General features: G+C 61.5%; 27 protein-coding genes and 2 pseudogenes. 1 reads left to right on the top strand and 28 read right to left on the bottom strand.

The window, feature by feature from the left end; translation table 11 throughout:
- Positions 1–60: 60 nt before the first annotated feature.
- From NWI_RS07260 to NWI_RS07210, 9 genes and pseudogenes are all read right to left on the bottom strand, one after another.
- On the bottom strand, positions 61–330 hold the full coding sequence (locus NWI_RS07260; RefSeq protein ID WP_011314670.1) for an EscU/YscU/HrcU family type III secretion system export apparatus switch protein: 270 nt from the start codon (positions 328–330) through the stop codon (positions 61–63).
- Positions 327–1,979 (bottom strand): flagellar hook-length control protein FliK, encoded by a 1,653-nt coding sequence (locus tag NWI_RS07255; protein WP_011314669.1) that lies wholly within the window; start codon positions 1,977–1,979, stop codon positions 327–329. Before NWI_RS07255 ends, NWI_RS07260 begins: the two co-directional genes overlap by 4 nt.
- Before the next feature lie 48 nt (positions 1,980–2,027).
- Complete coding sequence (locus NWI_RS07250) at positions 2,028–2,810, bottom strand: ATP12 family chaperone protein (RefSeq protein WP_011314668.1); 783 nt, start codon at positions 2,808–2,810, stop codon at positions 2,028–2,030.
- A gap of 173 nt (positions 2,811–2,983) precedes the next feature.
- Positions 2,984–3,753: pseudogene (locus NWI_RS16880) on the bottom strand (IS5 family transposase).
- Positions 3,754–3,940: 187 nt separating this feature from the next.
- A protein-coding gene (locus NWI_RS16875) for an IS630 family transposase (RefSeq protein WP_187147962.1) occupies positions 3,941–4,884 on the bottom strand; the annotation gives its coding sequence in 2 pieces (ribosomal slippage) (positions 3,941–4,546 and positions 4,549–4,884; 942 coding nt in all).
- 212 nt (positions 4,885–5,096) lie between these two features.
- Positions 5,097–6,335, bottom strand: a complete 1,239-nt coding sequence (locus NWI_RS07225) for an RluA family pseudouridine synthase (protein WP_011314666.1) — start codon at positions 6,333–6,335, stop codon at positions 5,097–5,099.
- Between the two features lie 222 nt (positions 6,336–6,557).
- Positions 6,558–7,241 (bottom strand): tetratricopeptide repeat protein, encoded by a 684-nt coding sequence (locus NWI_RS07220; protein ID WP_244375000.1) that lies wholly within the window; start codon positions 7,239–7,241, stop codon positions 6,558–6,560.
- Positions 7,242–7,393: 152 nt separating this feature from the next.
- Positions 7,394–8,725, bottom strand: coding sequence for a replication-associated recombination protein A (locus NWI_RS07215; RefSeq protein ID WP_011314664.1), 1,332 nt, complete (start codon positions 8,723–8,725; stop codon positions 7,394–7,396).
- Positions 8,722–10,116, bottom strand: a complete 1,395-nt coding sequence (locus tag NWI_RS07210) for a DegQ family serine endoprotease (RefSeq protein ID WP_041345492.1) — start codon at positions 10,114–10,116, stop codon at positions 8,722–8,724. The genes NWI_RS07215 and NWI_RS07210 overlap by 4 nt, the downstream gene beginning before the upstream one ends.
- Positions 10,117–10,277: 161 nt before the next feature.
- Here NWI_RS07210 and NWI_RS17565 point away from each other — a divergent pair, with 161 nt between their 5' ends.
- Positions 10,278–10,517 carry a hypothetical protein gene (locus NWI_RS17565; RefSeq protein ID WP_148203801.1) on the top strand — a complete coding sequence of 80 codons (240 nt, stop codon included), beginning with the start codon at positions 10,278–10,280 and terminating at the stop codon, positions 10,515–10,517.
- A gap of 31 nt (positions 10,518–10,548) precedes the next feature.
- Here the strand turns inward: NWI_RS17565 and NWI_RS07205 are convergent, their stop codons facing one another.
- The 19 genes and pseudogenes from NWI_RS07205 to rpmC form a co-directional block, all read right to left on the bottom strand.
- Positions 10,549–10,818 carry a hypothetical protein gene (locus tag NWI_RS07205; RefSeq protein WP_011314662.1) on the bottom strand — a complete coding sequence of 90 codons (270 nt, stop codon included), beginning with the start codon at positions 10,816–10,818 and terminating at the stop codon, positions 10,549–10,551.
- A 397-nt stretch (positions 10,819–11,215) separates the two neighbouring features.
- The gene (gene rplQ, locus NWI_RS07200) at positions 11,216–11,632 is read right to left on the bottom strand and encodes a 50S ribosomal protein L17 (RefSeq protein WP_011314661.1); all 417 of its coding nucleotides are present in this window, start codon (positions 11,630–11,632) and stop codon (positions 11,216–11,218) included.
- A gap of 116 nt (positions 11,633–11,748) precedes the next feature.
- Positions 11,749–12,780 carry a DNA-directed RNA polymerase subunit alpha gene (locus NWI_RS07195; RefSeq protein WP_041344888.1) on the bottom strand — a complete coding sequence of 344 codons (1,032 nt, stop codon included), beginning with the start codon at positions 12,778–12,780 and terminating at the stop codon, positions 11,749–11,751.
- A 96-nt stretch (positions 12,781–12,876) separates the two neighbouring features.
- Complete coding sequence (gene rpsK, locus NWI_RS07190) at positions 12,877–13,269, bottom strand: 30S ribosomal protein S11 (RefSeq protein WP_009797114.1); 393 nt, start codon at positions 13,267–13,269, stop codon at positions 12,877–12,879.
- Positions 13,270–13,378: 109 nt separating this feature from the next.
- Positions 13,379–13,747: a 30S ribosomal protein S13 gene (gene rpsM / locus NWI_RS07185; protein WP_009797115.1), complete on the bottom strand. Its 369-nt coding sequence runs from the start codon at positions 13,745–13,747 to the stop codon at positions 13,379–13,381.
- 286 nt (positions 13,748–14,033) lie between these two features.
- A pseudogene (locus NWI_RS07180) lies at positions 14,034–14,618 on the bottom strand (adenylate kinase); the annotation flags it as partial.
- A gap of 456 nt (positions 14,619–15,074) precedes the next feature.
- The gene (secY, locus tag NWI_RS07175; RefSeq protein ID WP_011314658.1) at positions 15,075–16,406 is read right to left on the bottom strand and encodes a preprotein translocase subunit SecY; all 1,332 of its coding nucleotides are present in this window, start codon (positions 16,404–16,406) and stop codon (positions 15,075–15,077) included.
- A gap of 148 nt (positions 16,407–16,554) precedes the next feature.
- Positions 16,555–17,040 carry a 50S ribosomal protein L15 gene (rplO, locus tag NWI_RS07170; RefSeq protein WP_011314657.1) on the bottom strand — a complete coding sequence of 162 codons (486 nt, stop codon included), beginning with the start codon at positions 17,038–17,040 and terminating at the stop codon, positions 16,555–16,557.
- 119 nt (positions 17,041–17,159) lie between these two features.
- Positions 17,160–17,354, bottom strand: a complete 195-nt coding sequence (rpmD, locus tag NWI_RS07165) for a 50S ribosomal protein L30 (RefSeq protein ID WP_011314656.1) — start codon at positions 17,352–17,354, stop codon at positions 17,160–17,162.
- Between the two features lie 78 nt (positions 17,355–17,432).
- Entirely contained in the window at positions 17,433–18,008 is a 576-nt protein-coding gene (rpsE, locus tag NWI_RS07160; RefSeq protein WP_011314655.1) for a 30S ribosomal protein S5, read from the bottom strand.
- Positions 18,009–18,066: 58 nt separating this feature from the next.
- Positions 18,067–18,429, bottom strand: coding sequence for a 50S ribosomal protein L18 (gene rplR, locus NWI_RS07155; RefSeq protein ID WP_011314654.1), 363 nt, complete (start codon positions 18,427–18,429; stop codon positions 18,067–18,069).
- Between the two features lie 11 nt (positions 18,430–18,440).
- Positions 18,441–18,974 (bottom strand): 50S ribosomal protein L6, encoded by a 534-nt coding sequence (rplF, locus tag NWI_RS07150; protein WP_011314653.1) that lies wholly within the window; start codon positions 18,972–18,974, stop codon positions 18,441–18,443.
- Between the two features lie 71 nt (positions 18,975–19,045).
- Positions 19,046–19,444, bottom strand: a complete 399-nt coding sequence (rpsH, locus tag NWI_RS07145; protein WP_011314652.1) for a 30S ribosomal protein S8 — start codon at positions 19,442–19,444, stop codon at positions 19,046–19,048.
- A 13-nt stretch (positions 19,445–19,457) separates the two neighbouring features.
- A complete protein-coding gene (rpsN, locus tag NWI_RS07140) occupies positions 19,458–19,763 on the bottom strand; it encodes a 30S ribosomal protein S14 (RefSeq protein ID WP_011314651.1) in 306 nt (101 codons plus the stop codon).
- A 43-nt stretch (positions 19,764–19,806) separates the two neighbouring features.
- Positions 19,807–20,364: a 50S ribosomal protein L5 gene (gene rplE, locus NWI_RS07135; RefSeq protein ID WP_011314650.1), complete on the bottom strand. Its 558-nt coding sequence runs from the start codon at positions 20,362–20,364 to the stop codon at positions 19,807–19,809.
- Positions 20,357–20,671 carry a 50S ribosomal protein L24 gene (gene rplX, locus NWI_RS07130; RefSeq protein WP_011314649.1) on the bottom strand — a complete coding sequence of 105 codons (315 nt, stop codon included), beginning with the start codon at positions 20,669–20,671 and terminating at the stop codon, positions 20,357–20,359. The genes rplE and rplX overlap by 8 nt, the downstream gene beginning before the upstream one ends.
- Positions 20,671–21,039: a 50S ribosomal protein L14 gene (gene rplN, locus NWI_RS07125; RefSeq protein ID WP_009797128.1), complete on the bottom strand. Its 369-nt coding sequence runs from the start codon at positions 21,037–21,039 to the stop codon at positions 20,671–20,673. Before rplN ends, rplX begins: the two co-directional genes overlap by 1 nt.
- 39 nt (positions 21,040–21,078) lie before the next feature.
- Positions 21,079–21,327: a 30S ribosomal protein S17 gene (gene rpsQ / locus NWI_RS07120; protein WP_011314648.1), complete on the bottom strand. Its 249-nt coding sequence runs from the start codon at positions 21,325–21,327 to the stop codon at positions 21,079–21,081.
- An 11-nt stretch (positions 21,328–21,338) separates the two neighbouring features.
- A complete protein-coding gene (gene rpmC / locus NWI_RS07115; protein ID WP_011314647.1) occupies positions 21,339–21,545 on the bottom strand; it encodes a 50S ribosomal protein L29 in 207 nt (68 codons plus the stop codon).
- Positions 21,546–21,549: the final 4 nt, after the last annotated feature.

Here is a 21,549-nt window from a genome sequence, read left to right as displayed (position 1 = left end):
AACCGCCGTTTTTGAGGCTGTCACCAACAGGCGCGGCGCGGAGGCGGCGCCGTCACCTGATCAGGGCGCGCGCCCCGACATCCGCAGCACGAACACCAATACCTCCGCGACGGCCTTGTACAGCTCGGCCGGAATCTCATCGCCAAGCTCGACATGCGACAGCGCGTCGGCCAGCACCTCGTTCTGCTCGATCGGGATGTCGTGCTCGTTGGCCACCTCGATGATCTTCGCGCCGAGTGATCCCCTGCCCTTGGCGACCACGCGCGGTGCGCCGCTGCCCTTGTCATAGTGGAGGGCGACGGCGACCTGATCCCTGGTCTCCACACTCATAGGGCGCGATCCAGAAAGTGGCCGGCAGGCGCGGGAATCGGCTGCGGCGGCGCGCCCTCGCCGATGATGATATCTCCCGGCTGCAATTCGGCGCGGCTCAATGCCTGAGTGAGCTGCGAAGCGCCGGCGCGCAACCGGCTCGCGGTGGAGGGCCGCTCGGCCCAGAGCCGCACCGCCGCGGTATCGCCGGTCAGCGACACCAGCGCGTGGACGGGCCCGGCAGGTTCGACATCGATTGAAAAACGAGCGCGCCAGACTCGCGTGACTGTCTCTGTATCGTGGCCGGCGGCATCGCGCGAAATCTCGAACTGCGCAACGGCCGTGCCGGCCGGGACAACAAACGGAATCTCGAAATTCCAGCGCGGCATCATCTGATCGAACCGCGTTCCCATGGCATCGGCGCGATCCGGAAGCGAGGCGATCTGTAACAACACCTGACGGGAAATCGCCGCGCCCGTATCATCAAGCAATCGCCGCGCGATCTCCTCCGGCGATGCAGCCGGTGACAGGCCCGGCAGTGCCACGGGCTGCGCGGCCGGCAGCGCCCCGCCAAAGGGCGGCGGCGGCGTGCTGGTGCGCACGATAAAAACATTGTCCCCGGCGGGTCCGCTCGCCGGCCCGGTCCTGAGCGGCGGAGCGGCGTCCGGATCTCCGCCTTGTCCGGATTCCGCGCCGAGTCCGTTATTGCCTCTGTTCTGAAGCACCTCCTGCAAGGCGTTCAGGGCCGCGCCGGTGACGGCGGCCCGAAGCCCTGCATCTGATGCTCGGGGAAACAATGTCTGGTTCGCAGGCAAATCCGGATCATCGATCCCGGCCGGTCGCGCCTGCAGCAGATAGACATCCTGTGCGTCGATATCCGGTGACAACGGCGGCGCGCCCGTCGCTATCGGCGAAGCCGTCTGCTGCGATCCCGCGCTCGCGGCAGGCGGCGCGGCGCGAGAGACGTCCCCGACCGAGATCGAAAGCGCCTCGCGAAGCACGAGCAGCGCGGCCTTCATATCGGGAAGTTGCCTATTGGCCGATGCCGCGGGCTGCCCCGTCTCTAAGCCGGCCGCCAGCGAGGCTTCGAGAAAGAGGCCGGAAGTCCGGAACGCGGTCTTGATATCGCTTCCTGAAAGGCCCGGATCGAGACCGGGCCGCAGAGCCAGCAGCCGGTGCAGGGCCTGTCGCACGTCGGGGGGCAGACTACCGGACCCGGCGGCGACCAGCATATTGGCATAGAGCGGCGAGAGGCTGCCTTGCCGGGCCGCCGCCGCTTGCGCCGCGACCGAAACGGAGAGAGCCTCCAACGCCGTCAAAACGGGAGCCGGAGCAGCCCTGGCGCTTGTCATAGCCAGCGCGATATCCGGCGTCAGCGTCAGCGCATCCGCCGGCCCGGCGGCAAGCGTACCCGAAGAGCCCGCCCCCACAACCGCAAGCCGAATTCCTTGCCCGGTCTGCGAGACCGCAAGCCGCAGGCTCTGGCCGACCTGAACCGGAATTTCCGACAACGCCTCGATCGTCAGATTGGCGATGGCGATACGGACAAGGTTGTCGGCAAGGATTCCCTGAACCTTCGCATCGACCACTCTGCCGGGTTGCAGCACGGCTTCGGACGCAGCGTCCTGCGCCGCGATAACCGGGAAAATCGGGTTGATCGAGATCGCCATGAAGCCTCGTTTCACCCGTCAGGCTAACTTCGGTATCTAAACCTCTCCTTAACCGGCTGGTTCAACCCGCGCCCGGAGGACGGTGGCCGCTGCCCGGAAATCGACCAGGCGTACCGCCCTCTGGACGGCCGCCTCTTCATCGACCCCCCATTGCTCGCTGTTCCAATCCTCATCGACGCAGGCAGCCGCCCAGACTTCGTCCGCATCCAGCCGTCCGCGCATCAAAGCGATCGCAAGCAGCGCGGAGCCGGTCAGCGTCGTCACGACATGCAGCGCCCCCACCACCCAAGGGTCCGTCGGCAGTGCCTTGCGGACGGCCGTAACGGCCTGATCCGGCTGACGGACATGCACGATGCCCTCGGCCGGGATGAACCGCGCTCCCAGCGCTTCAGCGGCCCATTGCAGCACGGGGTCCCATTGCGTGGCTTCGCGGGCCACCAGCGCATCGGGATGGCTGGCGCGATAGAACAGGAGGTCCGTTTCGAGATACTTGGCGATGTCCTCGACAACGGCGTCGACGCGAACGGTCACGCCATCGATGATGCTGTTGGCGAGCCGCGTCAGCGGCATGGTCATGGGGTTGATGAGGTCATGTTGCGCGTCCCATTCCGCTGCGATGGTCTCGGCAATCTCGCGTACAGGCGCCGCCAGCACGTTACGCGACGGCGTGCGAACCGGCCTGTCGTCGAGCAGGATAGCGAATCCTTCCGGCGTCTCGTTGACGCCCACGCGGGCATAGAAGCGCTTGCGCGGCCCGGCCGGCGCGGAGCTGCGCGCCGTTTCCTCCCGGTCCGGCGTCGCCTTGCCGGAGCCTTCATCTGATTCACGCATGGCGCACTCTTATGACACTCTTGCTTATGACGATCTTGCTCGCCGACAGCGGCTGAGCCCCTAGAGCGGGATGAGGAAAAGTGTGTAGCGGTTTTCCGCCCGCATCCGCTCTAAAATAATGGAATCGATCACGTTTATGGTTTTGGATCGATTCGATCCAAAACCATCGCGATCTAGGTCATCGACTCATTAAATCGCAACCAGATGCGGATTGAGGCGAGCTTGATGGAGGTGAGGAAGTTGTCGTCACGTTTGTCATATCTGGTGGCGACGGCGCGATAGTGCTTGATTTTGTTGAAGAAGCGTTCGACCAGATTGCGCTTGCGATAGAGCCGTCTGTTGAATTGCAAGGCCGCAACGCGATTTGGCATCGGCTTCACATTGGCTCTCGCGCCGCGCGCGGCCAGCGTTTGACGCAGGGCGTTGGAGTCGTAGGCCCGGTCGGCCAGCAGCACGTCGCCGCGTTCGACGGTGTCGATCATGTCCTGCGCGCTACGCCCGTCATGGGCCTGGCCTTCGGTGATCTTGAGGACGATCGGCAGGCCGCAGGCATCCACCAGCGCGTGGATTTTGGTGGTCAGCCCGCCGCGCGAGCGACCCATGCAACGGGATCGCGTCTGTTTTTTTGACCGTTGGCCGCATGTTGATGCACGCGGATCGACGACGAATCGATCATTTGGATGCCGCCATCGTAAGCCTTTGAAACAGCCGACAGAATGCGATCCCACACGCCTGCCTTGCGCCACCGGTTGAAGCGGTTCACGCAAGTGGTGTGCGGGCCGTAGCGCGCTGGAATGTCCGCCCACGGCGCACCGGTGCGCAGCCGCCAGAAAATCCCGTTCAGCACCCGCCGATCATCCACCCGTGCAACGCCGCGCGACTTTTTCGGCAACAGCGGCTGGATCACAGACCATTCGAAATCCGTCAGATCAAAACGTGCCATTCAATCCTCCCACCTCTGGAGATTGAATCACGCATCCCGTCCAAACGGAATCCCGTTTATGGGTTCGTGACCTAGAGCATTTTCCGGCGAAGTGGATACCGGTTCGCGTGAAGAAAACGCGTCAAAACAACAATATAGAGCCTCGCTTCTGATCACATCAGAAGCGAAGCTCTAGAGCATGATGAGTTTAGATTTGGTTGTATCCTGCATTGACGAAGTAGTTGGCGCATTCAGCCGGTGCAACGGTTTCGAGGATCGGAGCGATAGCATTGTAGACGGCCTCGGTGGTCCGCTGCGCGGCTTTGCGTAGCCAGTGTTTGAACTTGGCAAAGAACTGCTCGATCGGGTTCAGATCAGGCGAGTATTTCGGCAGGTAGAAGAGCCGGGCACCGGCGGCACGGATGACGCGACGCACGGCGCTGGCCTTGTGCGAGCCGAGGTTGTCCATAATGACGATGTCGCCGTGCCGCAGGGTCGGGACCAGAACCTTCTCGATGTAGAGAAGGAAGGCTTCGCCGTTGATCGGCCCCTCGATGAACCACGGCGCGGTGATGCGATCGTGGCGCAGAGCGGCCATAAAGGTCATGGTCTGCCAGCGGCCATGCGGCACCTTGGCTCTGATGCGTTGACCGCGCGGCGCCCAGCCCCGCAGCGGCGCCATATTGGTTTTGGTCCAGGTCTCATCGATGAACACCAGCCGAGTGGGATCAATCCGATCTCGATACTTGGTCCATTGCGCTCGCCGACGGGCGACATCGGGACGATCCTGCTCTGCAGCAATCAGCGTCTTTTTTTGTAACTGAGCTTCACAGCGTGAACGAACTCCCACATCGTGCGGTAATCGACCTTAAGGCCACGCTCGGCAAGTTCGGCCACCAGCCCGCGCACGGTAAAGTCCTTTCGGCACCGTTGCAGCAGCCATTCGCGGTGCGGCCCCGCAATCTTCTTTGGCCTATAGCCGCCGATCTGGCTTGGCGCGACGCTGCCGGTCTCGTGGAAGCGTTGTACCCAGTTGATCGCCGTGCTGATGCCCACCCCAAACTGGGCCGCAGCCTGATGCCGCGACAGGCCGCCTTTAACGACAGCACGCACTACCCGCTCACGAAGGTCGTTCGAATAGGCTCGTCCCATCCATGCTGGCCTCCTTCCCAGTCAGCATGTTGAATCAGATGAATTCTGATTTGGGAATCTCAATCGATTCAAAATAAACCCATCCCGCTCTAGAATCTTTTTGATTTAACGCGTTTTCTTCACGCGAACAGGTCATCCATCCTCGGGTCAAGCCCGAGGGCATGCTTCGCTCGAAAACGCTATAAAGCAATTTCTGATGTTATGTCGCCAAGCTATTCTTCCGGCGCGTTTTCGATGGGATCGAAACGGTCCGCTTCAAGGCCGAGCAGATTCCAGGACTGCAGCATATGCGGCGGCAGCGGCGCGCTCGCATCGATAACGCCGCCGCGCGGATGCGGAATCACGATACGGCGCGCCAGCAGATGCAGACGATTCTGAAGACCTCCAGGCAACTGCCAGTTTTCCTTGTTGAAATACTTGGGATCGCCAATGATGGCATGACCGATATGCGCCATGTGCGCGCGCAGTTGATGCGTTCGCCCCGTCACCGGCTTCAGCGACACCCACGCCAGCTTCTGGGCGGAGGTCTCCACCACCGCATAGTAGGTCACGGCGTGACTGGCCCCCTCGTCGCCATGCGCGGCGATCCGCATGATCGACTCCTCTTCATTCTCTTCCTTGGCGAGATAGGTCGAGATGCGGCCCTGCTTCGGCTTCGGCACCCCTGCGACCAGCGCCCAGTAAATCTTGCGCGCCGAACGATGGCGGAACGCGCCCGTCAGCGCCGTGGCGGCGAAACGCGTCTTGGCGATCAGCAGGCAGCCCGCCGTCTCGCGATCCAGCCGATGCACGAGGCGCGGCCGCTGCCCTTTGGCGTCGCGCATTGTTTCCAGCATTCCATCGATGTGCCGGGACAGGCCGGAGCCGCCCTGCACCGCAAGGCCCGCCGGCTTGTTCAGCACCATGACGTCCGCGTCCTCGAACAGCACCATCTTCCGCAATTCGTCGCGGATTTTCGTCTCGGCGTCCGAGAGACCGACCGCAGCCTTAGGCGTGTCGAGCTTGAGCGGCGGAATGCGGACCTTGTCGCCTTCGCTTACGCGATCCTTGCTGTCGGCGCGCCTGCCGTTCACGCGCAACTCGCCTTTGCGGACGACGCGCTGAATGTGGGAAAACGACAGGCCGGGAAAGCGTGCTTCAAGAAAGCGATCGACTCGCATGTTGGCTTCATCCGCCGTCACCGCGACGGTCTGCACCTTCGTCGGCAGCGGCGCCGGCACGGGCTCGGGGGGCTTTTCGGCGGAATGGACGGAGTTGCGGGGAGCACCCGCGCGCTGCGGCCTGCCAGGCCGAACCCCCTGCCACCGCTCGCCCGCTGATCGCTCCACCTCCCCACGGCCTTTCGAACGTGCCGCTTTTCCGGGACGGGCTGCTTTGGCCACGGCATTTGTATGACGCTCGCTCCCGCGGCTGCCGGATTCCGCAGAAGATCGCTTGTCGCGCCGGCTCATCGGTTCCCCTGGAATTCAGTTCTTCGTCGTAGACCCAACTTCAAACCCTATAGCGTTTTCGAGTGGAGCATGTCCTCTGGGTTTGGCCCAGGATGGATGCCGTTTCGCGTGAAGAAAACGCGTCAATCAATTCGTGGGAGCCCCGCTTCCGATCTATCGGAAGCGGAGAGGCTCTCCAGGCAAGCGTGCAGATGATATCAGGCAGCCCGAAGACATCCGATCCTAAGGGCAAGCCCCCTGCCTTTTCAGCAACAACAGGTCGATCATCGCTCCGCGCGAAAGCTTGAGCTTGTTGGCTTCGGTCGCGGCCGCGCATGCGCCCGCGGCGTCATCCGTCTGCAACCGTGCAAGCCCAAGGCTGACCCACCCGTCGGCGAAGTCCGGCGCCTCGCGCACGCCTTCCTCCAGAATCGTCTTTGCCTCGGCCGGACGCTTGGCTTTCAGCAGCAGGCGTCCGTAATCAGCTTTCAGCGTTCGCCGCTGCTTCGGCTGCCGCAATGCAACCTTGAACAGTTCTTCGGCATAATCGAGATCGCCGAAGCGCGCCGCGGTGACCACCGCGAAACCCTGGTAGATCGCGCTCCGCTCCGGAGCCAGCAGCCACGCCTGATTGAACCGTTTGATCGCTTCCGGAAAGTTACCGCGATCCAGATGCCCCCATCCGCGCTCAATGGCTGCGGCGGAAACCGCCTCGCGCGTGCCCTTCCTGTCCGCCGCCGCCAGAAAGTCGGTATCGGCCTTTTGTTGTTCGGCCGTTTTTTCCGCGAAACCGTAGAACGGCTGTTCATCCATCCGCGCCTGGAACGTCTTCTTCGTGACGGTCACGCCCGGAGCAACTTCCGCCATCTCCGCGCGCGCGGCGTTCGTGATGCCAAGCAGCGCCAGCGCCAACAGCCATCGGGTCATATGTCTTCGCATCGTCTGCACCTGATTACGCCTCGCTCCTTGCCGGAGCATCATAAGCCGCTCCGTCCTGAAACAGTCCTTGAACGTACGCCGTCGCGCAAATTTGTCGGGATCGTGGATCGGCAGTCTGACCATGGCGTCGATCAAGCCCGTCATGACGCGCGCTCCCGCCGCAGTTTCGCCCAGTAATCCATTCGCTTGCGGATTTCGCGCTCGAACCCACGATCCGGCGGATCATAAAAGGTCTGGCGGCCGAGCGTCTCCGGAAAGTAATCCTGTCCGGAAAACGCGTCCGGCATATCGTGATCGTATTGATAGCCGCCGCCATAACCTTCGGATTTCATCAGTTTGGTCGGCGCGTTCAGGATGTGCTTCGGCGGCAAGAGAGAGCCGGCGTCCTTCGCGACGCGCATCGCCGCGCCGAACGCCTTGTAGGCGGCGTTGGACTTCGGCGCGGTCGCGAGATAGATCACCGCCTGCGCGATTGCGAGTTCGCCTTCCGGCGAGCCGAGGAAATCATAGGCATCCTTGGCCGCGTTGCAGATCACCAGCGCCTGAGGATCCGCAAGCCCGATATCCTCCACCGCCATCCGCACCACGCGGCGCGCGAGAAACAACGGGTCCTCGCCCGCCTCGATCATCCGCGCCAGATAGTACAGCGCCGCATCGGGATCGGAGCCCCGCACCGACTTGTGCAAGGCGGAAATCAGGTTGTAGTGGCCGTCGGCGGATTTGTCGTAGATCGGCGCGCGGCGTTGCAGCACGCCCTGTAACTGACCGGCATCGAAGACCTCGCCCTCGCGCGCCGACCGCCAGACTTCCTCGACCAGCGTGAGCGCCGCTCGCCCATCCCCGTCGGCCATGCGCACCAGCGCCGCGCGCGCTTCTGCATCAAGCGGCAGCGGCTTGCCCTCGACCTCTTCGGCGCGGACGAACAATTTCTCGACCGCCAGCGCGTCAAGCGAACGAAACACCAGCACGCGCGCCCGCGACAACAGCGCCGCGTTGAGTTCGAACGACGGGTTCTCGGTGGTCGCGCCAACCAGAACGACGGTTCCGTCCTCCATGACAGGCAGAAACGAATCCTGTTGCGCGCGATTGAAGCGATGCACCTCGTCGACAAACAGAAGCGTACCCGTCCCCGACTCGCGGCGCGCGCGGGCGGCCTCGAATGCCTTCTTCAGATCATTGACGCCGGAGAACACCGCCGACAGTTGCTCGAAATGCAGCGCGGTCGCGTCCGCCAGCAGCCGCGCCACCGTGGTCTTGCCGGTCCCCGGCGGTCCCCAGAAGATGAGCGAGCCCAGCGTGCGGGTTTCCAGCATCCGGGTCAGCGCGCCGTCCGGCCCCAGAATGTGATCCTGCCCGACGACGTCCGAAAGCATCTGCGGCCGCAGCCTGTCCGGCAGCGGATGCGGCGCATCACGCTCCAGGCCCGCCGCGGCGAACAGGCTCCTGGAGTCGTGCTGGCGCTTCGGGCTCATCCGCCCAGCATGACTTGAATCTGCTGGCCGCTGCGCATCAGCGTGATCCGCCAGAGCCGCCTCGCTTCGCGAACGGCTTGTTCGAGATCGGTGGTCTTGACAATCTTCTTGTTGTTGACCGCGAGGATGATGTCGCCCTTCCTGAACCCGACATTCGCGGCCATTCCACTCTCCGCCAATGCGACGATCACGACCCCTTCGGCGCCGTAATCGAGATGAAGCTCATCGGCCAGCCCCGGCGAGACATTCACCACCTTGGCGCCCTGGAACGGTGATGGTGCGGTAATCACGACCTCGTCGCGACTGGTATCCGGCGCTGTTTCGAGCGGAACAGTGAGCTTGAGCGGCTTTCCGTTGCGCTGGACTTCCAGCTGCGAGGTCCCGCCGAGCGGACGCGTTGCGAACCGATAGTCAAACGCATTGGGGTCATCGACAGGCTGACCGTCGATCGAGACGATCAGGTCGGACAGTTTGAGACCGGCGCGCGCCGCCGGACTTCCAGCCGCAACGCTGGCCACCAGCGCACCGGCCGGCGCCTTGAGGCCAATGGTTTCGGCAATCTCCGGGGTTACCGCCTGCAGCCGGGCTCCGAGCCAGGGCCGGCGCACCGCCTTGCCGCCGCTCTTGGCCGACGCCACCACCACCCGCACCATGTTGGCCGGAATGGCGAAGCCGATGCCAAGCGACCCGCCGGTGCGCGAGAAAATCGCGGTGTTGATGCCGACGAGATGGCCCGTCATGTCAACCAGCGCCCCGCCCGAGTTTCCGGGATTGATCGCCGCATCGGTCTGGATGAAGAATTGATAATCCGTAATCCCGACCTGCGTGCGCGCCAGCGCCGAAACGATGCCTTGCGTCACCGTCTGCCCGACGCCGAACGGATTTCCGATCGCCATGACGACATCGCCGACCTGCAACTCATCCGAATTCGCGAAATCGAGCGTCGGAAACTTCTCATGCACATTCTTCAACCGCAGGACCGCAAGATCAGTGCGCGTATCCTTGAGCACGATCTCCGCCTCGAACTCACGCTTGTCCGGCAGCGCGATCTTGACCTGATCCGCGCCCTCGATCACATGATTGTTCGTCACGACGAGGCCGGACGGATCGACCATCACGCCGGAGCCGAGCGAGCGCTGCATCTGTTCCGGCTGCCCGCCCGGAACGCCGAAGAAACGACGAAATATCGGATCATCCAGCAGCGGATGGCGATGCTGAATCATTTTAGCGGCGTAGACGTTGACCACGGCCGGGACCACCCGCTGCACGATCGGCGCATAGGAAAGCCGCAGTTCGGCCTGGGAGGCCGGGACGCGACGGTCCTGGGCATGAGCAGGCGCCAGCATCGTCAGAGAGAGGAGCAGAGCGGCGGACAGGCGGAGCAGCGTCATGAATTTGATTCCCGGGATCAGGATCGCAGATATATAGTGTTTTGGAGCGAAGTGGATACCGGCTCGCGTGAAGAAAACGCGCCAAAACAAACTCATAGAGTCCCGCGTCTGAATCAGAAGCGAGGCTCTGGTTTCGCGAACCTCCAGGAGAAGCGAAAGACTTGGCTTTTGACGATTACCGGGCTGTTTCCGGATTCTCCCGCGCAGCTTGGTTGCCCGTGCGCGCAGCCTGCCTCTTGCCTGACCGCATCACTTCAAAATTTGCAGTCAGAACCAACCGTCACACGAATGAAGGACAGGACGCGCTCAATATCGTCAGCAGCCAATTTCGAGAAGTAAACGGCGTCCCTATCGCTAGCGATGGCCGCTATCGCATTCCAGCTACGGCTTCGAATCCGTGAACTGTCTGTCGCTTCCGAGTTGCTCCTGATCCTACTTGTAAACGGGAACTTCTCCCTTGATGGCTTCTTCCATATCCTCAACCGCTTCGCGCCAATACGCCACAACAGCGCTCCAGTCCACATCGCTGCGAAGCTCGGGAAAATCCTTCTCGTCGAACGTCACATACTTGTCGACAATTTCGCGGAGCTTCTCTCGACTAATGGCCGTGCCACCCCCGTTTGAGTAGGCGTGCAGATCATGAATGGCGGCAAGTATGTCGTCGGTCAGCAAGGCGGCGGCAAAAACCATCTCAAAGTTCATTTTTCCAATCTCCAGGGAAGGAATGTCACCGAAGAACTCTGCGGAAAAACCACGAGGTACAAGACCTGCACCCGTTTAGAGCCTTTTCGCTTTTGATGGAATCAGAAGCGAGGCTCTATGATCTTGTTTTGACGCGTTTTCTTCACGCGAACCGGTATCCACTTCGCTCGAAAACGCTATAAGCTCCCTTGCAATCAGCAGGCGATAGCATCTTCAGGCCAGATATTGGCTCCCATGAATTGATCTGACGCGGTTTCTCAAGTGAACCCGGATTTCATTCCTCGAACGCGAACTCCGAGGATATGCTTCGTTTGAAGCACCTTACAGCGCGAACTTGAAGCAACAAAAAAGGCGGCGCTCCGCGGCGCCGCCTTTTTCAGCTTCAAAGATATCACGCTCAGGCGGCTTCCGAGGCCTCATTCTGCACCGGCCCGGAGTCCTGACCCTTGGCCTCCACGTCGCGATCGACAAACTCGATCACGGCCATCGGCGCGTTGTCGCCATAGCGAAAACCAGCCTTGATGATGCGGGTATATCCGCCATGACGGTCCTTGTAGCGCGGCGCCAGCACGTCGAACAGCTTCTTCACCTGATCGATGTCACGCATCTCGCTGATCGCCTGGCGGCGCTTGGCGAGACCGCCCTTCTTGCCCAGGGTCACCAATTTTTCGACGATCGGACGCAGTTCTTTTGCCTTCGGCAACGTGGTGACGATCTGCTCGTGCTTGATAAGCGATGCCGACATGTTGGCGAACATCGCCTTGCGGTGCTCAGCAGTGCGATTGAGCTTCCGGTGAACCTTGCCATGACGCATAGATGTGATCCTCAGTCTTGTCCGACACCGACCGATCGCCGGTCGCGCTGCTCAGGTGGGCTGCCTGCGTTCGCCCCGCTCTGGTTCCCCGTCTCCTCCGGGGAGGAAATCAAAGCTCAGTAATGGTCCTCGAAACGCTTCGCCAGTTCGTCGATATTTTCCGGCGGCCAGCCCGGCACTTCCATGCCGAGGTGCAACCCCATCTGGGCCAGCACTTCCTTGATCTCGTTCAGCGACTTGCGTCCGAAGTTCGGGGTGCGCAGCATCTCCGCTTCCGACTTCTGCACCAGATCGCCGATATAAACGATGTTGTCGTTCTTCAGGCAGTTCGCGGAGCGTACCGACAATTCCAGTTCGTCGACCTTCTTGAGGAAAGCCGGATTGAACGCCAGGTCCGGAATGATCTCGGTGGTGACTTCCTTGCGCGGTTCCTCGAAGTTGACGAAAACGTTGAGCTGGTCCTGAAGAATGCGCGCGGCGAAAGCCACGGCATCCTCGGGCGTCACCCCGCCATTGGTTTCGATGGTCATGGTAAGCTTGTCGTAGTCGAGAATCTGACCCTCACGCGTGTTTTCGACCTTGTACGAAACCTTTCGCACCGGCGAATACAGGCTGTCGACCGGGATCAATCCGATCGGCGCATCCTCCGGCCGATTACGCTCGGCGGCGACATAGCCCTTGCCGGAAGCGACGGTGAACTCCATGCGAATTTCAGCGCCATCGTCGAGGGTGCAGATCTGAAGGTCGGGGTTGAGCACCACGACGTCGCCGACGGTCTGGATATCGCCCGCGGTGACGGTGCCGGGACCCTGCTTCTTCACGACCATGCGCTTGGGGCCTTCGCCCTGCATCCTGATCGCGATGTCCTTGATGTTCAGCACGATGTCGGTGACGTCCTCGCGAACGCCCGCGATGGAGGAGAATTCGTGCAGGACGCCATCGATGTGCACCGACTGCACCGCCGCGCCTTGCAGCGAGGACAGCAGGATGCGGCGCAACGCGTTGCCGAGCGTCTGGCCGAAACCCCGTTCAAGCGGCTCGGCTATCAGGGTCGCAAAGCGCGAGGGATCGCTGCCGGGAACGACCTGCAGCTTGTTCGGCCGGATAAGCTCTTGCCAATTTTTCTGGATCGTCACTGTTTCACCCATGCCATCAACATCGTTGGCGTTGGAGGACGCGGATCAATCCGCGCAGTCAGATAAAAAATCGCAGTCGGCGGAACAACGAACCACCGCTGTCGAATATCAGACGCGCCGGCGCTTGCGCGGACGGCAACCATTATGAGGAATCGCGGTCACATCGCGGATCGAGGTAACGGTAAAACCCGCGGCCTGCAGCGCGCGCAGCGCCGATTCGCGACCCGAACCCGGGCCGGCCACCTCGACTTCGAGGGTACGCATACCGTGCTCCTGCGCCTTTTTGGAAACGTCTTCCGCCGCCACCTGAGCGGCATAAGGCGTCGACTTGCGCGAGCCCTTGAAACCCATCGTCCCCGCCGATGACCAGGCGATCGTATTGCCCTGCGCATCGGTGATGGTGATGGTGGTGTTGTTGAACGACGAATTCACATGCGCGATGCCGGACGCGATGTTCTTGCGCTCGCGGCGGCGAACGCGTGTCGTAGCTTCCTTACCCATTGTCAGCCTTTCCTGTGATCTCAACGCCGCCGTAATGCCAGCGGCTACACCGACGAAGCGAGCAGCGACCCGAATCTATCCGCTACGCGCCGTTTGCTGGTCCGCGCTCTTACTTCTTCTTGCCGGCGATCGACTTGGCCGGCCCCTTGCGGGTGCGCGCATTGGTGTGGGTGCGCTGGCCGCGCACCGGCAGTCCGCGGCGATGACGCAGACCGCGATAGCAGCCGAGATCCATCAGCCGCTTGATATTGATGCCGACTTCACGACGAAGATCGCCTTCGACGAGATAATCGCGGTCGATCACTTCCCGGATCTGAAGCACTTCCTGATCGGTCAGTTGCGAAACCCGGCGATCAGCCGGAATCTTGACCTTTTCGATGATCTCGGCGGCATTCTTTTGACCAATGCCATGGATATACTGAAGCGCGATAACGACGCGCTTGTTGGTCGGGATATTCACGCCGGCAATACGGGCCACAGACTTCTCTCCTGTTGCCGACTCGCGCCGAGCCGGCTGTTCCTTCGATATTTCAGGCGGGTATCCTCAACCACAAGAACGACGCCCGACCCTCCGTAAGCTTGGGGTCCGGCATCGTCTGAAACGATCCGCTGGATGATGGTTTATTAAGGACTCGGCGGCATTCCGTCAACCGCTCCTCCGCTTTCGCTCGCTTTTTCGTGACTTTTGGGCCGTCATTTCTCGCCCTATTGCGGGGATTCCGGCCTGCTTACCACCTGCGGACCCCGAACTTCGACATCGGAACTCCCGATCGCCTCAGAACCCGGCGGATATCCCGTGTCACATCATCGATCGCCATCATGCCGTCAACTGTCAGCAGCCTGCCGCGCTCCGAATAGTAGCGAATCAGCGGCTCGGTCAGCGCGCGATAGCTGGCCAACCGCTGCGAGAGCACCTCCGGGTTGTCATCGGCCCTTACCTGCTCGCCCCGCGCGGTCGTCTCCGCGACGCGGTTTTCTACACGTTGCAGCAATGCGCTTTCATCGACGCGCAGCTCGATCACGGCATCAAGTGCAAGATTCTTGGATTGGAGCAGAATATCCAGCGCCTCGGCCTGCGGAACGGTGCGCGGAAAGCCGTCGAGAATGAAACCGTCCTTCGCGTCCGCCTGTTCCAGCCGATCGGAAATGATGCCGATAACGACATCATCCGGGACCAGCCCCCCGCTCGCCATGATGTCCTTGGCCTTGAGACCGACCGGCGTGCCGGCGGCGACGGCGGCGCGCAGCATGTCGCCTGTTGAAAGCTGAATGATTCCGTAATGATGAACCAGACGTTGCGCCTGCGTTCCTTTTCCCGCCCCAGGCGGCCCCAGAAGAATCAGTCTCATGAACATTGCCCCATCGCCGGGTGAGCGAGCAGCCGCACACCCGCGCTTCGATATAGGCACAGCCAAGACACGGTCTGCGCCCTACCGGCAACACTTACGGCACCCCGCCGCAGACGATCAATGCCTCGAGCTAGAGGCTGTTTCAACTACGTTGAACCCGATTCAACTACTTGGAATCAGACTCGTCGCTTATCTTCTTGTTTGAGCATGATCTTATCCGAAAACCGGTTTCCACTTTGCGCAGGCGCGGCCCTTCGGGTCGGGATCATACTCTATCGCGACGGAACACCGTCCGTGAAGGCGGATATCGCCTAGGATTCCACACGAAGAATGACCCAGCGGGAAAACGAAGCGCCTTACCGGTGTGACACGTCTTCCGCAAAAGTCATCGCAACCTGAATACACGCCACCTGTCTGACTGAATCACTGACCGCTGCGATCAGTGAGAAAACGCCGTCACCGACGGCGGCCTCTCAGCTTGGATTTCTTGATCAGACCTTCATACTGGTGGGCCAGCAGATATCCCTGCACCTGCGACACCGTATCCATCGTGACGCTGACCACGATCAGCAGTGAGGTGCCCCCAAAATAGAAGGGTACCGCCGCGTAGGAAATCAGTATCTCAGGGATAAGGCAGACAACCGCGAGGTAGACCGCCCCCGGCACCGTGATGCGCGAGAGAACGTAGTCGATGTACTCGGCCGTCCGCTCGCCCGGCCTGATGCCCGGAATAAAGCCGCCGTGCTTCTTGAGATTGTCGGCTGTCTCGGTCGGATTGAAGACGATCGCGGTGTAGAAGAAGGTGAAGAACACGATCAGCGCGATGTACAGGATCAAAAACATCGGCCGGCCGTGACCGAGCTGGGTATTGATCCACTGGAACCACTCCGGCCCGCTACCCGCGTTGAAGTTCGCGACTGTCGTCGGCAACAGCAACAGCGACGACGCGAAGATCGGCGGAATCACACCCGAGGTGTTGAGCTTCAGCGGCAGATGGGAAGACTGCCCATCAAACATCTTATTGCCGACCTGACGCTTCGGATACTGGATCAGCAGCCTGCGCTGGGCGCGCTCCATGAATACGATAAAGGCAATCACCGCGACGACCATGATCAGAACGATCAGGATGATCCCCGTGGACAGCGCGCCTTGGCGGCCGAGTTCGAGCATGCTGGCGAGCGCGGACGGCAACTCGGCGACGATACCCGCCATGATGATGAGGGAAATGCCGTTGCCGATGCCCCGTGACGTGATCTGCTCGCCGAGCCACATCAAAAACATGGTGCCGCCGGTCAATGTGATCGCGGTGGAGAGCAGGAAAAACATGCCGGGATTGGTGACGACATTGCCCGCGCCCTGGAGGCCGACCGCGATGCCGTAGGACTGGAAGAACGCCAGCACCACCGTGAGATACCGGGTATATTGATTGATGACCTTGCGGCCGGCTTCGCCCTCCTTCTTGAGAGCCTCGAGCTTGGGCGATACGGAGGTCAAGAGTTGGAGGATGATCGCGGCCGAAATGTACGGCATGATGTTCAAGGCGAAAATCGCCATGCGGTCGATGCCACCGCCGGAGAACATATTGAACATCCCGAGGATGCCGCCAGCCTGGGAATTGAACACCTTCTGCCAGACCGTAGGGTCGATGCCCGGCAGCGGGATGTAGGTACCCAGCCGATAGACGAGCAACGCGCCGAGCGTGAACCAGATGCGCTTCTTCAGTTCGTCGGCTTTTGAAAACGCCGAGAAGTTAAGGTTAGCCGCCAGTTGTTCCGCTGCTGAGACCATATTCAGCCCTCTCCCGCGCCAAAGGCGCCGTCACGCTCCGCCAGAACGGGCCGGCCGGCAGCCGCCGGACCTCTCATGATGTTCGATCCTTGATGAATCCAACATCCGCAAGTCCCCTGTCGCATCAAAGCGGGCGATGACGCGAACGTTACGCCGCCTCACCTTCGTCCTTCTTCGGCGCGAGGATTTTCACGGTGCCGCCCGCCTTCTCAACCGCCGCGATCGCGGACTTCGAGGCGCCATGAACCTCAACGGTCAGCTTCGCCTTGATCTCGCCGCGGCCAAGCAGGCGGACGCCGCCCTTGGCGCGACGCACCACGCCTGATTTCACCAGCGACTCGGCGTTGATAGTCGTGTTGGCATCGATCGAACCGGCATCGATCGCGTCCTGAAGCCGATCGAGATTGATCTCGGCGAACTCGACGCGGAAGATGTTGTTGAAGCCGCGCTTCGGCAACCGCCGATGCAGCGGCATCTGGCCGCCCTCGAAGCCGTTGATGCGCACACCGGAGCGAGCGGTCTGTCCCTTGCCGCCACGGCCGCCGGTCTTGCCCTTGCCGGAGCCGATACCCCGGCCGATCCGCATGCGCTTCTTGCGCGAGCCTGCGTTGTCGGCGATATCGCTGAGTTTCATGGTCGCGTCCTCATCGTGTTCCTCACGCCGGGGGCGTCCCGGCCTCCACGTCTTTTGCCGAACCGCTCGTGTTCGAAGCCGTGGCTTCCCGGCGCAGGCCGGGTACAAACAGCAAATTGTTACGTCTCGTCGATGACGCGGACGATGTGCCGAACCTTCGCGATCATGCCGCGAATTTCAGGCGTATCCTGCAACTCCGAAGTCCGGCCGATCTTGTTGAGCTTGAGCCCGACCAACGTCGAGCGCTGCGAATGATGGCGGCGGATTGCGCTGCCGGTCTGCTCGACCTTGATTGTTTTTGCGGCCTTGGCCATCGTCGTCACTCCAAATCCTGTCTCGCCTGCGGGTCTCGGATAGGCCGGCCGCACCGCCAGGCCCCACTTCGAACCGCCCTATTCGGCAACAGCCTCCGCATCACCACCCACACGACGCGATTGCAGCGTGGAGACCTTGATGTTGCGGCGGGCCGAAACCGAGCGCGGTGAATCCTGATGCTTCAGCGCATCGAAGGTCGCGCGGACCATGTTATAAGGGTTGGACGAGCCGACCGACTTCGCCACCACGTCCTGGATGCCGAGCGTCTCGAACACCGCGCGCATCGGGCCACCGGCGATGATGCCCGTGCCGGCCGGCGCCGCGCGCAGATAGACGCGGCCTGCGCCGTGGCGGCCTGCGATGTCGTGATGCAGCGTCCTGCCTTCGCGCAGCGGAACACGCGTCAGATTGCGCTTCGCCGATTCCGTCGCCTTGCGGATCGCTTCCGGAACCTCACGCGCCTTGCCATGCCCGAATCCGACGCGGCCCTTCTGATCGCCGATCACGACCAGCGCCGCGAAACCGAAGCGCTTACCGCCCTTGACGACTTTCGCCACGCGGTTGATGTGGACGAGCTTGTCGACGAACTCGCTGTCGCGCTCCTCGCGATCCCTGCTCCGTTCGCGTCCGCCGCGTTCGCGTTCACCTGCCATGGTGTTTTTCCGATCCTTGTGAGGCTCTCGCCCCTGTCCTACTCGTTCGATATACCGCTTAGAAGCTCAATCCGCTCTCGCGAGCGGCATCGGCCAGCGCCTTGACGCGACCGTGATAGAGATAGCCGCCGCGATCGAAAACAACTTCCTTGACGCCGTTCTTCACCGCCCGCTCCGCCACAAGCTTGCCGACGGCCTTGGCCGCATCGATGTCGGCGCCCGTGTTCCCTGCGTCGCGCATCGCCTTCTCCAGCGAGGATGCCGAGGCCAGCGTCTCGCCTTTCAGGTCGTCAATGACCTGGGCATAGATGTGCTTCGACGAGCGGAACACCGACAGCCGCGGACGGCCATTTGCAATCCGACGCAACGACAGCCTCACGCGTTGCTTGCGCCGGGCATTCGTAATCTTCAGTTTCGACATGACCGGCTCCGTTATTTCTTCTTGCCTTCCTTGCGGAAGATCGTTTCGTCGGCGTACTTCACGCCCTTGCCCTTGTAGGGCTCCGGCGGACGATAGCCACGGATTTCGGCCGCGACCTGACCGACGCGCTGCGCGTCATTGCCCGTGATCGTGATTTCGGTCGGCTTCGGCACAGCGATCGTGATCCCCTCCGGGACGGCGTAATTGACATCGTGACTGTAGCCGAGCGCGAGCTGCAACGACTTGCCCTGCAACGCCGCGCGATAGCCGACGCCGATGATCTCGAGCTTCTTCTCGAACCCCTTGGTGACGCCGGCGACGAGATTCGCGACCTGCGCGCGCGCGGTGCCATACAGCGCCTGCGCCCGCTTGGTCTCGTATCGTGGCGCGACCTTCACCGCACCGTCCTCAAGCTTCACCTCGACGTCATCATGGACAACAAATCGAAGCTCGCCTTTCGGCCCCTTCATCTTGACGGTCTGCCCTTCGACGGTCGCGGTCACACCGGACGGCACCGTGACTGGCCTCTTGCCAATGCGTGACATGGCTCAATCCTTCATCTTAGTCTGCGCGCATTCCTGTCGCAAAATCGGTTTCCGCTTTCGCGATACGCGCGCTAGAACACCGTAAAGAGAACTTCACCGCCCACATTGGCGTCGCGCGCCTCGTGGTCAGCCATGATCCCCTTCGGCGTCGACAGCACCGAGATTCCCAACCCGTTGTTGACGCGGGGTAGATTTTTCACCGAGGCGTAAACGCGACGGCCGGGCCTGGAAACGCGCTCGATCTCGCGAATCACGGGCTCCCCGTCGAAATACTTCAACTCGATCTCAAGCTCGCTGCGTCCCGAGGAATGCTCGACACTGGCATAACCACGGATATAGCCTTCGCTTTTGAGAACCTCGAGCACGTTGGCGCGCATCTTCGAGCCCGGAGTCGAAACCTTGGGCTTGCTGCGCATCTGCGCGTTGCGAATGCGGGTGATGAGATCGCTGATCGGATCGTGCGTGGACATCTGGCGACCCTCCTTACCAGCTCGACTTCACAAGGCCAGGAACCAGGCCTCTGGAGCCGAGGTCGCGCAAAGCGATGCGGCTCAGCTTGTTCTTGCGATAGTTCGAACGCGGACGCCCGGTCAGCTCGCAGCGGTTGCGTATGCGTGTCGCGGACGAGTTGCGCGGCATCTCAGCAAGCTTCAGCGTCGCGGCGAAGCGTTCTTCCATCGGCTTGGTCTTGTCGCCGATGATGGCCTTCAGCCGCGCGCGCTTCGCAGCCGCGTTGCGGTTCATCCGCCTGCGCCGGTTGTTCTTCTCGATCGAACTCTTCTTTGCCATGCTTGGCTCCTTACCTTTCCGCGTCTGAGCGCCTTTCAGCGTCTCACTGCCGGAACGGAAAATTGAATGCTGTCAGCAGCGCCCGGGCCTCGTCGTCCGTCTGCGCGGTCGTGCAGACCGTGACGTCCATGCCCCAGCTTTCCCCGACCTTGTCGAAATCGATCTCCGGGAAAATGATGTGTTCCTTGATGCCGAGCGAGTAATTGCCGCGACCGTCGAAGCTCTTCGGATTGAGACCACGGAAGTCGCGGACGCGCGGCAGCGCAACGTTCACGAGACGATCGATGAATTCGTACATCTTCGTCTTGCGCAGCGTCACCTTGCAGCCAATCGGCTGGTTCTCACGCAACTTGAAGGTCGAAATGGCGACACGCGAGTAAGTCACGACCGCCTTCTGGCCCGCGATCAAAGACAGGTCGCCCGCCGCCGCCTCGGCCTTTTTACGATCGTTCACGGCCTCGCCGATTCCCATGTTGAGAACCACCTTGTCGAGGCGAGGCACCTGCATGACGTTGACATAGCCGAACTGCTCGGTCAGCCGGGACCGGATGCTCTTGTCATACTCCGCGCGCAGGCGCGGCACGTAAGCCGTCTCAGCCATCGATCTCCGCTCCCGAGCGCTTGGCGACACGCACCTTGGTGCCGTCTGCCTGAATCTTGAAACCGACGCGAGTCGGCTTTCCGTCCTTGCCGACGATCGCGATGTTGGACAGGTCGATCGGCGACTCTTTCGAGAGAATGCCGCCTTCCTGGTTCTGGGTCTGCTTCTGGTGGCGCTTCACGATATTGACGCCGCGCACCAGCGCCCTGCCTTCCGCGGGGCGCACCTCGAACACCTCGCCGGTGCGACCCTTGTCGCGGCCCGACAATACAATAACCTTGTCACCCTTCCGGATCTTGGCAGCCATCACAGCACCTCCGGCGCCAGCGATATGATCTTCATGTGGTTCTTGGCGCGCAGCTCACGCGGCACCGGCCCGAAAATACGGGTGCCGACAGGCTCGGACTGATTATTGATCAGAACGGCCGCATTGCGGTCGAAACGGATCACCGAACCGTCCGCGCGGCGGATATCCTTGGAAACCCGCACCACCACCGCCTTCATGACGTCGCCCTTCTTCACCTTCCCCCGCGGAATGGCTTCCTTGATCGACACGACGATGATGTCGCCCACCGTTGCATAGCGGCGCTTGGAGCCTCCAAGCACCTTGATGCACATGACACGGCGTGCGCCTGAATTATCGGCCACGTCGAGGTTGGTCTGCATCTGAATCATTGATGCACCTTGTCCTCTTTCTGATGCGCAAAATCGCGCCTAAGCGGTTTTTCTCTGTTCGCCCCGAACCACGGTCCAGCGCTTCAACTTCGAGATCGGCTTGCTTTCCTCGATCCACACCATATCGCCCGGCTTGAACTCGTTGTTTTCGTCGTGGGCGTGGTAGTTCTTCGAGCGGCGAATGGTCTTCTTGTAGATCGGATGGGTAAAGCGGCGGTCGACGCGCACCACAACCGTCTTGGCTTGCTTGTCGCTGACGACCACGCCCTGCAGCGTACGTTTCGGCATCTTAAAGCCCCTTACTTCTTCGCGTCGCGCTTTTGCGCGGCGATGGTCTTGATCCGTGCGATATCGCGGCGGGCTTCACGCATCCGCGAGGTGTTTTCAAGCTGTCCGGTCGCGCGCTGGAAGCGCAGATTGAACCGCTCCTTCTTCAGACTGGTGATGGCGTCGTCCATCTGGTCGGGGGTCATCGCGCGGATGTCGGCGGTCTTCATTGCGGCCATGTCG

Source organism: Nitrobacter winogradskyi Nb-255 (assembly GCF_000012725.1).
Classification (GTDB): Bacteria; Pseudomonadota; Alphaproteobacteria; order Rhizobiales; family Xanthobacteraceae; genus Nitrobacter; species Nitrobacter winogradskyi.
Note: the sequence above shows the minus strand (reverse complement) of the source record. Positions and strands in the feature narration are given on the sequence as shown.

Coding starts and splice junctions, on each gene's coding strand:
- NWI_RS07260 (WP_011314670.1), bottom strand. CDS start 330: ATGAGTGTGGAGACCAGGGATCAGGTCGCCGTCGCCCTCCACTATGAC.
- NWI_RS07255 (WP_011314669.1), bottom strand. CDS start 1,979: ATGGCGATCTCGATCAACCCGATTTTCCCGGTTATCGCGGCGCAGGAC.
- NWI_RS07250 (WP_011314668.1), bottom strand. CDS start 2,810: ATGCGTGAATCAGATGAAGGCTCCGGCAAGGCGACGCCGGACCGGGAG.
- NWI_RS07225 (WP_011314666.1), bottom strand. CDS start 6,335: ATGAGCCGGCGCGACAAGCGATCTTCTGCGGAATCCGGCAGCCGCGGG.
- NWI_RS07220 (WP_244375000.1), bottom strand. CDS start 7,241: ATGACCCGATGGCTGTTGGCGCTGGCGCTGCTTGGCATCACGAACGCC.
- NWI_RS07215 (WP_011314664.1), bottom strand. CDS start 8,725: ATGAGCCCGAAGCGCCAGCACGACTCCAGGAGCCTGTTCGCCGCGGCG.
- NWI_RS07210 (WP_041345492.1), bottom strand. CDS start 10,116: ATGACGCTGCTCCGCCTGTCCGCCGCTCTGCTCCTCTCTCTGACGATG.
- NWI_RS07205 (WP_011314662.1), bottom strand. CDS start 10,818: ATGAACTTTGAGATGGTTTTTGCCGCCGCCTTGCTGACCGACGACATA.
- rplQ (WP_011314661.1), bottom strand. CDS start 11,632: ATGCGTCATGGCAAGGTTCACCGGAAGCTCAATCGCACTGCTGAGCAC.
- NWI_RS07195 (WP_041344888.1), bottom strand. CDS start 12,780: ATGGGTGAAACAGTGACGATCCAGAAAAATTGGCAAGAGCTTATCCGG.
- rpsK (WP_009797114.1), bottom strand. CDS start 13,269: ATGGGTAAGGAAGCTACGACACGCGTTCGCCGCCGCGAGCGCAAGAAC.
- secY (WP_011314658.1), bottom strand. CDS start 16,406: ATGGTCTCAGCAGCGGAACAACTGGCGGCTAACCTTAACTTCTCGGCG.
- rplO (WP_011314657.1), bottom strand. CDS start 17,040: ATGAAACTCAGCGATATCGCCGACAACGCAGGCTCGCGCAAGAAGCGC.
- rpmD (WP_011314656.1), bottom strand. CDS start 17,354: ATGGCCAAGGCCGCAAAAACAATCAAGGTCGAGCAGACCGGCAGCGCA.
- rpsE (WP_011314655.1), bottom strand. CDS start 18,008: ATGGCAGGTGAACGCGAACGCGGCGGACGCGAACGGAGCAGGGATCGC.
- rplR (WP_011314654.1), bottom strand. CDS start 18,429: ATGTCGAAACTGAAGATTACGAATGCCCGGCGCAAGCAACGCGTGAGG.
- rplF (WP_011314653.1), bottom strand. CDS start 18,974: ATGTCACGCATTGGCAAGAGGCCAGTCACGGTGCCGTCCGGTGTGACC.
- rpsH (WP_011314652.1), bottom strand. CDS start 19,444: ATGTCCACGCACGATCCGATCAGCGATCTCATCACCCGCATTCGCAAC.
- rpsN (WP_011314651.1), bottom strand. CDS start 19,763: ATGGCAAAGAAGAGTTCGATCGAGAAGAACAACCGGCGCAGGCGGATG.
- rplE (WP_011314650.1), bottom strand. CDS start 20,364: ATGGCTGAGACGGCTTACGTGCCGCGCCTGCGCGCGGAGTATGACAAG.
- rplX (WP_011314649.1), bottom strand. CDS start 20,671: ATGGCTGCCAAGATCCGGAAGGGTGACAAGGTTATTGTATTGTCGGGC.
- rplN (WP_009797128.1), bottom strand. CDS start 21,039: ATGATTCAGATGCAGACCAACCTCGACGTGGCCGATAATTCAGGCGCA.
- rpsQ (WP_011314648.1), bottom strand. CDS start 21,327: ATGCCGAAACGTACGCTGCAGGGCGTGGTCGTCAGCGACAAGCAAGCC.
- rpmC (WP_011314647.1), bottom strand. CDS start 21,545: ATGGCCGCAATGAAGACCGCCGACATCCGCGCGATGACCCCCGACCAG.